At 53.9% G+C, this 15,650-nt stretch carries 10 protein-coding genes; 6 read left to right on the forward strand and 4 right to left on the reverse strand.

Features of this window, described 5'->3' with window-relative positions; translation table 11 throughout:
• Window positions 1–155: 155 nt before the first annotated feature.
• Complete coding sequence (locus B9T62_RS26325) at window positions 156–1,232, forward strand: M23 family metallopeptidase (RefSeq protein WP_425436605.1); 1,077 nt, start codon at window positions 156–158, stop codon at window positions 1,230–1,232.
• A 208-nt stretch (window positions 1,233–1,440) separates the two neighbouring features.
• Here B9T62_RS26325 and B9T62_RS26330 read toward each other — a convergent pair whose 3' ends face one another.
• Window positions 1,441–3,141 carry an alpha amylase N-terminal ig-like domain-containing protein gene (locus tag B9T62_RS26330; RefSeq protein WP_087917996.1) on the reverse strand — a complete coding sequence of 567 codons (1,701 nt, stop codon included), beginning with the start codon at window positions 3,139–3,141 and terminating at the stop codon, window positions 1,441–1,443.
• Window positions 3,142–3,318: 177 nt separating this feature from the next.
• Here B9T62_RS26330 and B9T62_RS26335 point away from each other — a divergent pair, with 177 nt between their 5' ends.
• Complete coding sequence (locus tag B9T62_RS26335; RefSeq protein ID WP_087917997.1) at window positions 3,319–4,341, forward strand: LacI family DNA-binding transcriptional regulator; 1,023 nt, start codon at window positions 3,319–3,321, stop codon at window positions 4,339–4,341.
• Between the two features lie 994 nt (window positions 4,342–5,335).
• On the opposite strand, the gene B9T62_RS26340 is transcribed toward B9T62_RS26335, so the two are convergent.
• From B9T62_RS26340 to B9T62_RS26350, 3 genes are all read right to left on the reverse strand, one after another.
• A complete protein-coding gene (locus tag B9T62_RS26340) occupies window positions 5,336–8,371 on the reverse strand; it encodes an alpha-amylase family glycosyl hydrolase (protein ID WP_087917998.1) in 3,036 nt (1,011 codons plus the stop codon).
• A gap of 275 nt (window positions 8,372–8,646) precedes the next feature.
• Window positions 8,647–9,312: an alpha/beta hydrolase gene (locus B9T62_RS26345; protein WP_087917999.1), complete on the reverse strand. Its 666-nt coding sequence runs from the start codon at window positions 9,310–9,312 to the stop codon at window positions 8,647–8,649.
• Between the two features lie 80 nt (window positions 9,313–9,392).
• Window positions 9,393–9,695, reverse strand: coding sequence for a hypothetical protein (locus B9T62_RS26350; RefSeq protein WP_087918000.1), 303 nt, complete (start codon window positions 9,693–9,695; stop codon window positions 9,393–9,395).
• A 52-nt stretch (window positions 9,696–9,747) separates the two neighbouring features.
• Here B9T62_RS26350 and B9T62_RS26355 point away from each other — a divergent pair, with 52 nt between their 5' ends.
• The 4 genes from B9T62_RS26355 to B9T62_RS26370 all read left to right on the forward strand — a co-directional run bounded on the left by B9T62_RS26355 (window position 9,748) and on the right by B9T62_RS26370 (window position 14,712).
• Window positions 9,748–10,119, forward strand: coding sequence for a DUF6385 domain-containing protein (locus B9T62_RS26355; RefSeq protein WP_211296356.1), 372 nt, complete (start codon window positions 9,748–9,750; stop codon window positions 10,117–10,119).
• A 270-nt stretch (window positions 10,120–10,389) separates the two neighbouring features.
• Window positions 10,390–11,685 carry an IS110 family RNA-guided transposase gene (locus B9T62_RS26360; RefSeq protein ID WP_087917418.1) on the forward strand — a complete coding sequence of 432 codons (1,296 nt, stop codon included), beginning with the start codon at window positions 10,390–10,392 and terminating at the stop codon, window positions 11,683–11,685.
• A 404-nt stretch (window positions 11,686–12,089) separates the two neighbouring features.
• Complete coding sequence (locus B9T62_RS26365; RefSeq protein WP_157794021.1) at window positions 12,090–14,159, forward strand: glycosyltransferase; 2,070 nt, start codon at window positions 12,090–12,092, stop codon at window positions 14,157–14,159.
• 97 nt (window positions 14,160–14,256) lie between these two features.
• On the forward strand, window positions 14,257–14,712 hold the full coding sequence (locus B9T62_RS26370; RefSeq protein ID WP_087918002.1) for a hypothetical protein: 456 nt from the start codon (window positions 14,257–14,259) through the stop codon (window positions 14,710–14,712).
• Window positions 14,713–15,650: the final 938 nt, after the last annotated feature.

Here is a 15,650-nt window from a genome sequence, read left to right on the forward strand (position 1 = left end):
TTTCTTAAATAGGCCGTGTCTGAGCATCGCTTGTGCTGGAATCTTAAGGGAAGCAGGGATAAAAACTGTCGTTTTGCTTCAATCTATAGCTTATATCTGCAGGGAATGAAGATTCATCATCCATTTCTGCAACCCTTCCAAAGGAGGCTGTTCTCATGCTGACCCATTTCGTTACCTACAAGCTCCGAAGAAACCTGCTTATCGGGTCACTGGCGGCCATGCTCTGCAGCACCGGCGGTGTTCCCGCTGCCGAAGCGGCGCAGAGTTCGGCAGCACCTAAGCCGCAGGTCAGTCCACCTGCCGATGCCGCTAAGGCTGCCGCTGCTTCGCGGATGCAGCTCTACCAGCAGATCAGTGCAACTACCGGCATTCCCTGGTTCCGCTTCGCAGCCATCGACCAGTATGAACGCACCATTGCCAAAAAAGGCGCAGCTGCAGAAGAGAATAGCCGCCTTACAGCTATTGCGGTGCCGCCTCCCATATGGTCCGGTCCGTTGAATCCCAACCAGCAGGATACCTCTCCTGCTACTATCGGCTTCTTCGGCGGATTGGGACTGGATGGTTCAGGTGATGGGATCGCCGACTCGTCGAACGATGCCGATGTGCTGTATAGCTTAGCCAGACACCTGTTGAAATACGGAATCAACGCCAATGATTTCAGCATTGGCGTATGGGAATATTACCATAGCGGACGCGCCTCCCAGCGGATCACCCAGTTCGCCAAGCTGTATGAGCATTTCGGGCGGCTGGATCTGAGTGGCAATGCTTTTCCGCTGCCGCTGGGAACCATGTATTCCTACCGCAGCACCTGGGGCACAGGACGGAGCTGGGGCGGCGCGCGAATTCATGAAGGCACCGATCTGTTCGCACCCCATGGCCTGACGGTGCGCAGCACCTGTTACGGACTGGTGGAGACCAAAGGCTGGAACCGTTATGGCGGCTGGAGAATCGGTATTCGCGATATCGACAACCGTTACCATTATTACGCCCATCTGACCGGTTATGACAAATCGGTATCCCGGGGCGATGTGGTCATTCCGGGCCAGACGATTGGCTGGGTAGGCAGCTCAGGCTACGGAAATCCGGGAACCCAGGGTAAATTCCCTCCCCATCTGCATTATGGAATCTACAAGGACCGCGGTATGACCGAATGGGCCTTCGATCCTTACCCTTCACTGAAGCAATGGGAGAAGCAGGAGTACCGGGCGCTGAAGAACAAACGGAGCAAGTAGAAACGGATTCGCCGTCCTTTTATAAGGACGGGGACGTTTCAGCGAGAAATAGAAGGATGATTTATAGGTTGGAACATATAAATCCTTATATTTCAAGAAACCTTGATCAGCAGATGTGAGGAAGCAAAGATGACAGCTGGAGCACCACAAGTGGACCTGTGAATCAGACATGCACCTGCGAGCACATCCGGATTAACTATGGCGTCAGTTAATGCAGCATCAGGCAGCCAAACGGCTCAATCTCCACAATCAGCCTGCTGGTATTACGGATCGTCAGTCCGGACAGCAGATCAGTCAGCACATTCCGGTCCGCTCGGAACTGGTTTAGCTCCAGGGAATAGCGGTTCGGAGAGTTGTTGACCACAAGCGCTATTTTGTCTCTGCCATGCTGCCTCACATACCCGAACGCATTGCGGACCTCATCTGTAAACCATGGGCGGAAGGAGCCGGAGTGCAGGGCAGCGTGGCTTCTGCGGAGCGCAATCAGCTGGCAGTACCAGGTGTGCATTTCAGTATTCTGTGTCTCCTCCTGCCAGAGCATCGGTCTTCTGCAGTCAGGATCAGTCGCCCCTTCCATCCCCACCTCATCGCCGTAATAGATCATTGGAATGCCGATATAAGTCATTTGCACAAAAACAGCCAGCCGCATCCGCTCTATTGCGGTCATCTCCCGGTCCCAGCCGCGTCCGCCTAACTTGCATGCCGTCAGAAACCGCAGCGTATCATGGCTGCCCAGCAGCTGGAACATCGCCGAGTTCGCCTGGTCATTGCATAGCGCCTCCTGGTGAAGCAGCTGTTCCATAAACCTAACAGGTCCAATCGATTGCTGTGCAAAAAATTCCAGCAGCGCCTCGCGCCATATATAATTCATCCCCCCATCAAACTGATCACCCCTCAGCCACGGCCCGGAATCATGCATAATCTCTCCGATCAACAGCAGCTCGGGGAATTCCGCCTTCAGCTCGCGGCGCAGACGCCGCCAGAACTCGGGGTGGACTTCATTGGCGACATCCAGTCGCCAGCCGTCTATCCCCGCCTCACGGACCCAATATTTCGCCACCCCCAGCATGTAATCCGCAACCTCAGGATGATTCATATTCAGCTTCGGCATATGCGCCTCCGCTTTGGCGAAGGTTTCATAATTCGGCATAGGGCACGTGGTGACCGGGAAGGAGCGGATGAAGAACCAGTCCCTGTAGGGGGACTGCTCCCCTTTTTCCAGCACATCTCTGAACGCAAAAAAAGTATCCCCGGAATGATTAAACACCGCATCCAGCACTACCCTGATTCCATGCTCATGCGCCCGGCTGACCAAAGCTTTCAATTGTTCAGTGTCTCCAAACACAGGATCGATGGTGTAATAATCGGAGGTATTGTATTTATGGTCAGAGGGAGATGCAAATACAGGCGTCATGTAAATAAGCGTTATGCCCAGCTGCTGCAGGTAAGGGATTTTGTCAGAAATGCCTTGCAGATTGCCTTGATTATAGCTGCTGGGATAAATCTGATAGGCCACCGCCTCTCCGCTCCAGGAAGGCAGCGCCGTAGCGTAGGAATGATGCAGATAGGCGTACTGGAAAGAGCCGGCCTGTTCACGGTTGACCGACACGCCCCGCTCTCCGTACCAGACAAACTCGCCGCCTGCCGCTTCCGCATGGAACAAATACCGGCTGCGCCGCTCAGGCAGCTCTATCACGGCTTCATAAATGTCATAGCTTCCGGCGCAGCCGATCCGCTCCATGGGGCGCGGCAGCTCACTGCCTGGTGAATGATAACGGTCCGTATGGATTACGGTGCAGCACAGCTGCTCCCCGGCCTGCACGAACAGGCGGAGCTTCAGCAGCCCCTCGCCTGCCGGACAAGCAAACGGGTCTCCGCTGGTATGATACATAAATAAGGGCTGACGCATGGATATCGACTCTCCTTTTAGAGGGCTTACTATATATATGTTATTATGGATGAGAAGAAACGGCTTCGCCGCCCTTTGTATAAAGGCGGCATCCGTTTCTGCGAGAAATAGAAGGATAATTTATGGCGTGAAGCATATAGATTCTTAAAATACTGCCGTAGATCGTGAGGTCATGCTATGAAAGTAACAATCTCGGATGTGGCCAGAGCAGCCAGTGTGGCTAAATCCACCGTGTCGAAGGTGCTCAATGATTCTCCCAAAATCTCTCCGGAAACCAAACGCAAAGTCCGGGAAATTATGAAGCAGATGAATTATACGCCCAGCAGCATCGCTACCGGACTCGCCAGACAGAGCAGCTTCACCGTCGGACTGCTGGTGGATATGTCAAAAGAGAGCGAATTCCTCAACCAGTTCTTCTACAATATTATCGGCGGGATTGAGAGCGTCATCGGTCCGCTGAAATATGAGCTGACGATCTGCAATGTGCAGCACAGTCAGCCCGAGGACCATTTCATGAACCGGCTGGTGCTGAACCAGCGTGTTGACGGCATCATTGCCAACAATTCGGTGATTACACCGGAGTTGTCCGCCGAGCTGGACCGGCTGAAGTTCCCCTACATCTCCATCGGCGAGATTAACGCCCCGGGCAGCTGGGTCGACTTCGACAACAAGCTGGGCGGCAGCCTGCTGACGGGGCATCTGCTTGCCGAGGGATACTCACGGATCGCTTTTGTGGGCGGCGAGCAGGGCGAGCAGATTCTTACCCGCCGTCTAAACGGCTATCTGCAGGCGCTGCAGCAGGCAGAGCAGCCAGTCCGCCCGGAATGGATCATTCATGGCGAAGCCGATGAGCAGGTCGGCTACCGTGCGGCCCTGCAGCTGCTGCAGCTGGAGGAGCGCCCCGACTCGCTGGTCTGCATGACCAACTATGTCGCTTTTGGCGCACTGCGGGCGGCCAGAGAGCTGGGGCTTGACGTGCCGGCCCAGCTGGGAATCGCAGCATTTGACGATTATCCGCTATCGCCTTATACCACGCCGCCGCTTACGGCGCTTAATCTTGATACCTTCCAGCTTGGCATCACCTCCGGCGAGTGGCTGATGGAGCGGCTGCGCAGCCGCGAAACCCCCTCACGCCAGCTGCTGCTGGAGCCGGAGCTGATCCCGCGCGAGTCCACGCGCAGAGGCGCCGGGGGGCGCTGATGCAGGGAGGTGTGCGGCACCGACGGTGAGGCCAGGCCGCGCGCGGCGCGGATGGCGAGCAGGGGTGCCGACAGGCGGCGCGGACGCGGTCAGGCGGCGCGAGGTGCGATCACCAGTGAGCGTGGTTTCGGCGGCGGGGCTACGCGAAAACTTGCCAAGGAGCGGTCCCTGCGGGGAACCGCTCCTTGGCTTGGAAAGCATTAATGGCCGGGTCAGGTCACCGGCGGTACATTATAAGCAGTAAATATGCCGATACTCCTGCCACCAACCAGATCCGCTTAAAATAAGGGATTTATCCCTTATTTTCCTCGAACTCAGACCAATCTGGCTTTAAATAAGGGATTTATCCCTTATTTTTCTCAACCTCTCTCTTAGTCTTCTTATTCTTAAGCCTCCTAATTAAAGCCGAGTCCTCAATAGGTATGCATTTCTGAGCATCGAGTGCACCCAGCCTACCTATTAAGTGCAGAACTGCAACTAATTTCAGCCTATTTCAGACTTTCAACTAATTAAGTGCAAATGTGCATCTAATCCAGCCCATTTGGCCGAATATCGCTCCAACGTAGGAATTTAGTTGCACTTTCGACACTTAATTACTCATAATTGCACAAATGGGCGGAATTAAGTGCTGATTTGCATTTATTTACTCAAGCTTGAAAATAAGGGACTTATCAGTCCCAGGTTGATCAAACACCGACAATTCGGATCAGCGTCAGAACTCTCACTCCAGCGCCGTACCTTAGATGCATAGCGCATTACCATTTGCGTTTTTTTCTTATGGAGATATTAGTTAGCTTATGCAGATAATTTCGGCGTTTACGCTCCACACACACTTCTAACAACCTCGCTCCAGCTACCCAATAGCACTCTGCAATAATCCGCGCCTGACCTGTACATCACCCCACCTACATTGGCTCGGAACGTCAAGCTCCACAACAAGCTTGCTTCTCTTACCAGTTATGCCCTAATGGAAATCTCAAATCTAAAGGCAGTGCTACTGGTCCTTCCAGCGCTGCACGGACAACGTTACAGACTGCGCCCCGCCAGACGGGGTCAGCGTCCGGTTCGTAACGTCAGCTCCACTAGAGCTGACCTCGACCGTGGCCCAGCTTCCGCGTGTCAGCTTGTATTGCACTGCTGTTCCAGCAGGCAGGCTCAGCGTGCTGGAATAGACGCCGTCGCTGCCTTTGGTCAGCTGATAAGCGGCATCGGCCGCATTCCAGCTGTTAAACGTGCCGGTAAGGTACACCGGTCCGTCCGCCGGAGTCGATGCAGGCACGCTCACCCGGAACGTCACACCATCCGGCTGGGGTTCCCCCACTGCGGTATTGCCGTTCACCAAGCTCCATGTGCCTGCGGCAAAGTGGTAGTTGCTGCCGCCATTGTTATCCCAGCTGCCGCTGCCGTTATTGAAGGTTGCCGTCAAACCGGAGGCATTACCCAGCTGAACCGTAACGGCTCTGTAGCCTGGGAAGGCCGAATCCTGCAGCAGCACCCCGGGAACCGTCGTCCACACGCTCGAACCGTCCAGCTTATAGTGGATGTAGGAGCTGCTAAAAGCGGCGTTCTTGTAATAGATCGTTACCGCGCCAGCCGTCGGCGTTGGGGAAGGTGTAGGACTCGCGGTTGGCGATGGCGTGGTACTCGCCGTTGGCGTTGGCGCCACAGTCGGTGTCGGTGTGGCACTCGCTGTCGGCGTCGGCGCTACAGTTGGCGTCGGCGTGGCACTCGCTGTTGGTGTCGGCGCCACAGTCGGCGTCGGCGTGGCACTCGCTGTTGGCGTTGGCGTTACAGTTGGCGTCGGTGCTACAGGTCCGCCCGACTGGATTGTGCCGGTCGGAGTGTACGTCCAGGTACCGGTGCCGAACAGGTAATTGCTGCCGCCGTTGCTGTCCCAGGTGCTGCCGCCGTTGTTGAAGCAAGCTTCCAGCTGGGTAGCCGAGCCGATGTTGATCGTAATTCGGTTATATCCTGCCACCTCGGAAGCCGGAATGGCTACGCCTGGAGCCGTCGTCCAGGTACCGCCAACAGGCCGGTAATGAATATACGGCGTCGCATAACCCTGCTTGTAGTAGATTGTGACATTGTTGCCTGCGGGAGTGGTCACCTTGGCGATTGCGCTTAGTAGCGACAGGTTCGCGGCCGCGTCATAGGCTTTTACACTATAGCTGTATGAAGTGTTGGCCGATAACCCGGTGTCTGTGTACGAAGTAGTCGAAGAGGTGCCTACCTTGACTCCGTTGCGGTAAATTTCGTATCCCGTGACCCCGACAATATCGGTGGAGGCTGTCCAGCTCACCTTGACACTTGCCGCACTCTGCACTGTGGCTGTCACATTGGTTGGAACCGTAGGTGCTGTGGTGTCTACCGGCTGCTGTGTTTTAGCATAAATCTTGGCCGAATTAGCACCTACAGAGACCGTGATCTGCTTGCCGGTAGCACCGCCGGATTGCACGGTTACCGTATCCGCCACATTGAACTGGTTGATCAGCACTGTACCCACACTGAGTGTGCTCTCGGCGCGCAGCGGAAGGGTTACCGTCTGAGAGCCGCTTGCTTTATTGCTGAATACAGAGATAACCTCCTGGCCCAGATTGCTTCCACTGTCGATGCGCCGGGAGAAGGCATACAGATTCTGCGCAGACCACATTTCACGCTGGGTTCCCGTACGCAGCGCCGGATTATTCTGGCGGATGAGATTCAGCTTGGCGATATGATTGAAGGTGCTGGCGTTCTCGTTAAAATAGTTCGTCAGCACATTTCCGCTCGCATCGCGCTTGACCATCGACCAGCGGTTCCAGGTATCGGCGATGCCGCCGGTGATGATCTGGCCGTTGCCATTGCCCTTGTCCTGCTCGGTTCCCTGGAAGACTACCGGTGTGCCGCGTACCGTAAAGATAAAGGACAGGGCATTCTGCAGCTTCTCCACACTCCCGCCGGCTTCGGTCAAGAAGCGGTTGCGGTCATGATTATCAATAAAGGTAACCATGTGGTTGGCATTCCCGTTGTAGTAGGAATCGAGTGCCAGTGTGCTTTTGATCGTGGAATCGAAGGACTGGCCGTAAGCAAAGCTGTTGAGGATCGGGAAAAACAACGGGAAATCCAGCATCCCCCACTCCTTGCCCGTTCCTAACCAGCGGGAGACAAATTCGGCATTGCCGTCGAAATTCTCGCCAAACGTATTCACGCCCAGCAGATTCTGCAGCTCGCCGATGTCTGAGGGCTTCATCAGCTTGGCGGCGTCGACACGCGCACCATCGGCCCCCGTATAATCGAACCAGGCTTTGATCGAGCTGAACACCGCCTGCTTCGCTGCAGGCACATCGAAATCAATGTCGTCCAGCCCGGCAAGATCATGATTCTCGATATAGTCCTGAGCCCACTGGTCATATCTTCCGTCGGAAAGCGCCCAGTTAATGTCACCGTTATGGTGGTACCAGGCCGGGTTATTAAATGGAGCTGCCGGCTGCAAAGAAGGGATATCATAAAAAGCCTGGGTGCCCAGCATATAATCGCCGATATGATTCGGCACGATATCAATAATCACCTTGATCCCGAGCGCATGGGCGGAATCCACCAGCTCCTTCAGCTTCTCCTTCGTACCGAAGTACGGGTTGGCAGCGTTGGGATTTTTGACGTTGTATCCGTGGTAAGCCGTGTTCTTGCCGGTGCCGTTGTTGTCACGGCTGGTCACCTGCGGTTCGGCAACCGGAGAGATCCAGATCGCGGTATAACCCATATTATGAATGTAGGACAGCTTATCGATAATGCCTTGCCAGTCCCCGCCCTTCATATAGCGGAAATCCTCCTCCGAATTCTCGCCATAACGGATAGCCGCACCGGTGGCATTATTGGATGGATCTCCATCATTAAAACGGTCTACCATAATCTGATAAATGGTGTCGTTCTCGTTGACAGTGCCTATACTGGCTGCGTCTGCCCGGGCAGGTGCCAGGACTAGGAATTGAATAACGACAGAAAGAACAATGGACAGCATCAGAACGGGAATAAGCGAACGCTTGCGTGTCATTTCTCATCTCCCTCTCATAATAAAGCGTATACATAACACTTCATAACTTGTTCTTTCACACATCGACCAGCCTGCAAAGAGTCCTTTCCGCGCGTTTAACTGCATATTTGCATGATTTTGGGGAAACCGGTTTCCCTCACTAAAAATTACCATGTCTTCCGTTCTCCTGTCAAGTACATAACAAAAAAGGCAGCCCTAAGAGCGGCAGCCGTTTCTGCTGGATATGGAAGGATAGGGGTTGAGCTGAAGCTTATTGCATTACATTAAGGGTGCGGTCATTCATCAGTATTGCGAATAAACTGCAGCACCTGATTCAGGATCCGCTCTTTGTCTGCACAGTGGCAAACCATATGACCGCTCTGATCCACAAGCAGCACCTGCTTGTGGCTGGTGGGGATGGTCTGCTGCAGATAGTATGCGCTTTTGGTTTTGACCAGATGGTCCCGGCTGCCCTGCACGATCAAGGTAGGGGTCTGAATCTGCGGGTACACCGCAAAGCTCTCACGCACCAGCCGCTGAAATTCACGTGTCGCTTTGGCCGGGGTGGAGCCGAATTTGCTAAGGTAATTCCTCAGCATCTGCGGGTTAACGAACGTCTTCAGCAGTTCTACGGGATTGATCGGAAACACCGGCGCAGACAGCAGCGTAAGTGACTTAATCCGTGATTGATAACGCACAGACAGCTCCGAAGCAATCAAGGCTCCCGTGGAAAAACCAATCAGGTGCACCCGCTCCTCCGTCTCCAGAAGCCCAGCAAGCTCATCCTCCGCGCTCTTCTGCCAGCCAAATCTGTCCGATTGCTGCAGATCCCGCTTGCTCCCGCCGTGGCCTTGCAGTGTAAACGTCCTGGAACGGTAATCGTTCTGCTCCATAAAAGCGGACAATGGCGAAATTTCATATTCGCCGCCGGTGAATCCGTGAATGAATAAGCAACTGTCCATTATCGGCCCTCACTTTATCGCTATATTGTGGGTGATTGATGCTTGTCTGATCTATTTTCTCATAAAAGAACTCCCAAAAGCTATTTCACGCCTCCCACCATACCAGGCTGATAGGCAAACAGGGGGGTTCCCCCGCTGATGGCTGCACTCGACGACTGAATGGCTGCCGTGCTTGCTGCACTGCTGCCCAGATTGTTGTTCACGGGGACTAGGGTTGCAGGCGACCTGATCGTCCCTTCCTTAATAATCGTTAAGCCGCCGGAGATTGCCGACAGCAAGGAGGTCCCTCCAATACTGCCGCTGATACCGGACATATAGACGGTTCTGCTGCCGGTGTTGTTGATCCGCTGATCCGGGTCGTTAAAAACATAACGGTTAGGCATAACACTCCTCCTCTTCTAGTATTCCCACCAATTCATTCCGCCAGTCGCAGCTGTGCTGCTGGATGCTATCGTCAACGATAGGGTCACCAGTGTGCTCGGAGCGACCATCACCGCCGGTACACTCAGCAGCGTAACCTCCATCTCCCAGCACAGCTTCCTTGAGCTGGAGACTCCTGGCATCACGACGGCAGACGCGTATACACCTCTGCCGGCAAGGGCCAATCCGGTGAATACCCTAGTGGAGATCAGCGCGGATGGAACCAACTATTTCGTGGATACCACCGGAGAGAATCCGTTGCCGGCAGGTTCAGTAGATGTCATTGTTCCGTCGCGGTTCCTGAAGTACACCCGCCTGGCCTACCAGTCGGCAACACCGGGAGCAGCTTCTACGATCAATGTTATTTTTGATGCCCAAGGAACCTAACCCTAGGGACTTCATACAATGTAGAGACACTGGAGAGTACATGGATGTCCATGTACTCTTTCTTTTGACGAACAGGCTGTGTCTACATAGGCACAAGTACAAGCATGGTAAAGACCGCCCAATCGCTGCGGCACATTCACGCCCATCCAATAGCGTACAAGGAGCCATTCCTGTAATGAATTAAATTGAGGTTTGAAAGAAAAAAGCGCCAACTGTATACTGGGAAACGTTCCGTCCAAAGAACAAATTCCAGCGCAGGAGGCACTCAACATGAAGTATAAACAATCGAAGAAACAGAATCAACGGATTACACGAATTTCTGACAAGACCCTTGTCGTAGGCGCAGACATTGCTAAAGAAACCCACGTGGCCCGTGCCATCGACTTTCGGGGCATTGAACTGGGAAAGGACTGTGTGTTCTCCAATACCCGTACCGGGCTGGAACAACTGGTTCAGTGGATGAAGGAGCTTCAGCAGGAGCATGCCAAGACTGACGTCCTCTTTGGCATTGAGCCTACCGGACACTACTGGTTTAATCTGGCCGAATACTTGGGACAGCAAGGGATTCCTTTGGTCATCGTCAATCCGCATCATGTACACAAAAGCAAAGAACTGGAAGACAACTCACCGACGAAAAACGACTATAAGGATGCAAAAGTCATTGCCGATTTAGTGCGTAACGGGAAGTACAGCGAACCGAAACTGCCGACGAACCTCTATGCAGATCTGCGGATTCTCATGAATCTTCGCGAGAAAATCATGGTGAACCTCGGGCAGGTACAAAGACGAATGCAGAACTGGCAGGATCGATTTTTCCCGGAGTATACAAAGGTTTTTAAAGACTGGGAGGGGAAAGCCTCCCTTATTACGTTAAGCGAGTTTCCGACGCCAGAAGAGATCGTAGCGCTCGGTACAGAGGCCATTGTGAAGCGATGGAAGAAAGACGTGAAGCGCGCCGTAGGGACGAAACGAGCGGAGCAACTGGTCGAAACTGCAAGAAGATCCATCGGGCTTACCGAAGGACTTCCCGCAGCCAAAATAGAGATTAAAACGCTTCTGGAGCAGTACGAAATGTTCGCCAGACAACTCGAAGAGATTCTGGTCGAGGTGGAACGTCTACTTGCACAAATTCCGGGAACGAAGGAGATGCTCACTGTGCCGGGTGTGGCCGTAGTCACCTTGGCGGGGTTCCTTGCAGAAGTAGGGGACCTAAGCAGTTACGAGCACGGACAGCAGATCATACGGCTGGCCGGACTGAATCTCAAAGAAAACAGTTCAGGAAAGAAAAAAGGCAAGTCCAGCATTACCAAACGTGGACGTGCAAGGCTAAGAGCCCTGCTGTTCCGGGCGGTCATGCCCATGGTAGCGAAGAACGCGGAGTTCAAGGCGCTGCACCAGTACTTTACGACACGAAGTCAGAATCCATTGAAGAAAAAGCAATCCCTTGTGGCGTTATGCGGAAAACTTATACGCGTCCTGCATACACTCGGTACGAAGCGAATTCCGTACGACGCTAACGACGTGTTAGGGCCGGTACGTCTGGCCCAGCTACAGATGGCAGCTTAAGAAAAGACCAGACTCTTTTTGCTCATTGAAGTAGGAATCACCAAAGACAAAAGAAGCACGGAGCAGCCGCAGGAATCAATTCCATAAGGGCAACGACCCTGTAAAGGAGCAAGAAACGGCGTCCACCTCTTGAGAGGCAGAACGAAGGAATGTAAGGGCAAAGACCCCGCGTGACATGGGAGGGTAAGCCGTCAAGAGACAGGTGTGGATATCCAAAGTGCGATTACAGAATGTATCTTTGGGTTGGGGATAACTCCCCCACTCTCTATTCCCGCCACCGGCTCTTCCAGAAAATAATGTCATCCTTACATGACTATTCCAACTCTCAATCTGTCAATGAATGAAAACCTGAGAACGAGTGAGCAAACAAGAGAAAATATTAATTTATAGTGGGAGGAATACAGGTGAACAAGATTACGCTGGGAGTCCATCTCATTGTTAAAAACGAAGCTGATCTCCTGCCAAGATGTCTGGAAAGCCTTGCCGGGGCTGATGAAATCGTCGTCACCGACACAGGGTCCGGCGATGAAACCCGCTCCATTGCCCGCAGTTATGGAGCCAGACTGTATGAGCTGGCATGGAACGATGACTTCTCTGCCGCCCGAAACCACGGACTTGCGCAGGCTGCAACAGATTGGATTCTTGTCATGGATGCCGACGAGGTCCTGCTAACCCCTATGGCCGATCTGACCGCTCTGCTGCAGACGGCATCCGCCCAAGCCTTCACCGTAAGTATTGATAACAGGCTAGGGCCTAATCCCGAAGATCACCTGAGCCACAGGGCTGTCCGGTTGTTCCGCAATGGACAGGGATATCGTTACAGCGGCATAATCCATGAGGCTGTGGATGAATCCATTATGGGCAGGCATGGTGCCGGTGCCATCGAAAGCAGTGACATTGTGCTGCTCCACGATGGTTATCTGCCGGAAATCATGGCCCGCAAACAGAAAACAACCCGCAACAAAAAGCTGCTGCAGCTGGCCTTGGAACAGCAGCCTGATGATCCGTTCCACCTATACAACATGGCCGTGACCTGCTGCCAGGAAGGGCAGCTTCAGGAAGCTGAGGAGCTGCTTGTCCAGTCCATCCGCCAAGCTTCACTGCGGGTCTCCTACCGTCCTACGATGATCCGGGACCTCTGCAAGCTGTATCTCTCCGGGAACAAGCTGCAACAGCTCGACTCGCTGTTAGTCCATGAGCTGGAGCGTTACCCGGATTATCCAGATCTGCATATGCTGCAGGGCCAGTCTCTGGAGCTGCAGGGACTGCCGGAGCGCGCTTTTGGAGCCTATCAGCGCGCGGAGGTGCTTCCTGAACCTGCCAAGTCCAGCGGGAAATATGTGAGTGAGCACGGCATGTACACCTTCCGTCCGTTGCACCGCATGGGCGTGATCTCCCAGCAGCTTGGCCTTCAGGAGGAGGCCGCCCGGCTGTTCCATCGTGCACTTTCGCATCATCCCTTGTACCGTCCCGCGCTATTGGGCATCAGTTCCACCTTTCAGCGGCTGGAGGTGGCCGATGATGCCGTTGCCGCGCTGCTTATTCAACTTACCGGTACAGACAGTCCCGCCGCCAGAGCGGCGATAGCCGAGACGCTGTGTGACATTGAGGCTTACGGAGCGCTCGCCGAACTGTCCAACGGGATATTGCCCCCGGAACCGGGTACCGCCCTGCCCACTCTGTCGGCAATGATCATTAGCGGCAGGCTTCAGCAGGCCGATGCCTTAATGGCTGAACTGACAGTAACACAAGCCACGGAACAGGAGCAGTCCAGCGGATATCCTGAAGCCTGCTGGACTGCCTGGGCCCTCTGTCAGTGGGAGCTGTACGGAAGCCTGCAGAATTCGCTGTTCACTGCTATGCCAGAGGCGCTCTGTACTCATCTGCGTGCAGTAGCACTCCACCTGGATGAGCGCAAAGAGGTGTTGCTCCATTCCGAGGAAGTGGTAGTAGAACCCGCCGCCTCTCTCCCGCTGCCTCCAAGTCTGATTACATCGCTGGTAAGGCAATCCGTGCGGCTGAAGTGCAGCTCAATCGGTCAACGGCTGGTCCAACGTTTCCCTGCCTACAGCGGAGTGAGGGCGGCGGCCTTCTATGAGCAGGGAGATCTGCAGGCGGCCGGTGAACTGTGGATTACGCTGCTGCAGGAGGGACGTGCGGAGGGGCCAATCCTCTTTTATATTGGCGAAACGCTGTATGATTACGGTCATTATGACGAAGCTGTCCGCTGGTTCCGGCAGGCGCTGGAAGAGGAGGCCAAACCGGAAGCGGCACGCACAGGACTGGCGCTCTGTTATCTGCACCAGGCATTGCAGGAGCTGGCTGAGGCTGGAACCAAGCTGGAATCGACAGCGGTGGAGGGGCCGCTTCAGGAGGATATCAAGGCTGTTCAATCCGCCATAACGCTGCTGAACCACACGCCATGGCATACAGAGTGGAGCTTCCGCAGTAAGCAGAGAAGGGAGACCTCATGAGCAAACCGTTGATTTCGTTATGTATGATCGTCAGGAATGAAGCTGGTCTGCTGGCCCGCTGCCTGCCAGTGTAAAAGGTCTGGTCGGCGAGCTGATCGTGCGCCGCCGATCTAGTTACGCAGCGCAGCTGCTGCTCCAGACCGGAGCCTGGAGCAGCCTGATCGACCTGTACCGGCAGGGTGGTCTATCCCTGCTCTGGTGCAGGCTGCCCCAGCCGCTGCTGCACGGTTTACTCCAAGCACCGGCTTCCGTACGGAAGCAATGGTGCAGGGTCTATACCGGGCGGCAGCGTGCTCTTGCCACTCCCGCAGACTGCGCGGAGTGGCTGGTGGCGCGGCGCTGGCTCGCGCGCGAAGCGGAGCCGGAGCTGGGCCAGGCGGGCGGCTGCGCAGCCGCCGTAGGCCTGGCCTACCGCAAGCTGCTGCGGGCGGAGGAGCTTGCGCCGCAGCTGCACGCGCAGAGGTTGTCCGGCAGCATCCCCTGGCTGCTGCTCGCAAGATCGCCCCGCCAGACTGAAGATACGCCGATTGTAATGCTTAGGCAGGTAATATAGCAGTAGGAAGCTACTCGCGTGTGGCCGATAAGCAGGGACTGGTTAGTTTATAAGCAAACGAGCACATTACGTCGATAATGCCAGACATTTGAGTTAACTTCGACTCTTCGAACACTAATCAGCCTGCAACCTAATTTGCAGCTAGCAAAAACCTGCAAATCTGCAGTTTTTCAGCTAAATAATGGGCTTGAGCGAACAATACCTGCAAATGTGCAGGTATTATCGGTCCGAAGGGGACAATTTGCCCATTCACCTTTAAATAGATGTATATTTGCAGGCATTTCTCTTCAACACTCTACTGGAGCGGAAAAAGATGTACTTTTGCAGGTATTCTCTACCAGGGTATTCTCTCTCGGTCTCCATCTTCGACACCCCTTCTCCCTCACCCCTACCCCTCTTTAGCGCAAGAGGCTCGCCCAAGCCCACCCTTCTGCGCAGCTGACACTCACATAATGTTCTGAACAAACCTGCCTTAATGCTGCTAAATCCTATTACTTATGCTAACGCACAATACCGCTTAGTACGCCTGCACCCTTTTGCAATAAATCCCCACATCGATGTCCTTAGCAACCCGGATGACGCATCGCAGGCTTTTAACGTTCAACGCGTACCCATGCGCCTTTTACACTATAGCTCAGTTGCCGCGAATCTCCTGCCACGCCACCAGATGAGGCTGTCCGGCCAGACGTTCCGTCTCTTCATGTGACATCGCCCTCACACTCCATAATTATTGCTGTGCTACCTACAGTGTATGAGCTGGGTGGGACTAAATTTACATTCGCTTGAAAAACTTTATAAAACTACACCAAAGCGGGCTTCTTTTTATTTTAACAGCCTAAAAAGAGCGCATATTTTGTGCATTCATCCTAAATTTACCTATATTAATTTTATTCATTACAATTTTGATATAGATTAATGTAAAGCACACTTTCATTTTA

It is taken from the genome of Paenibacillus donghaensis (assembly GCF_002192415.1).
Taxonomy (GTDB): Bacteria; Bacillota; Bacilli; order Paenibacillales; family Paenibacillaceae; genus Paenibacillus_AQ; species Paenibacillus_AQ donghaensis.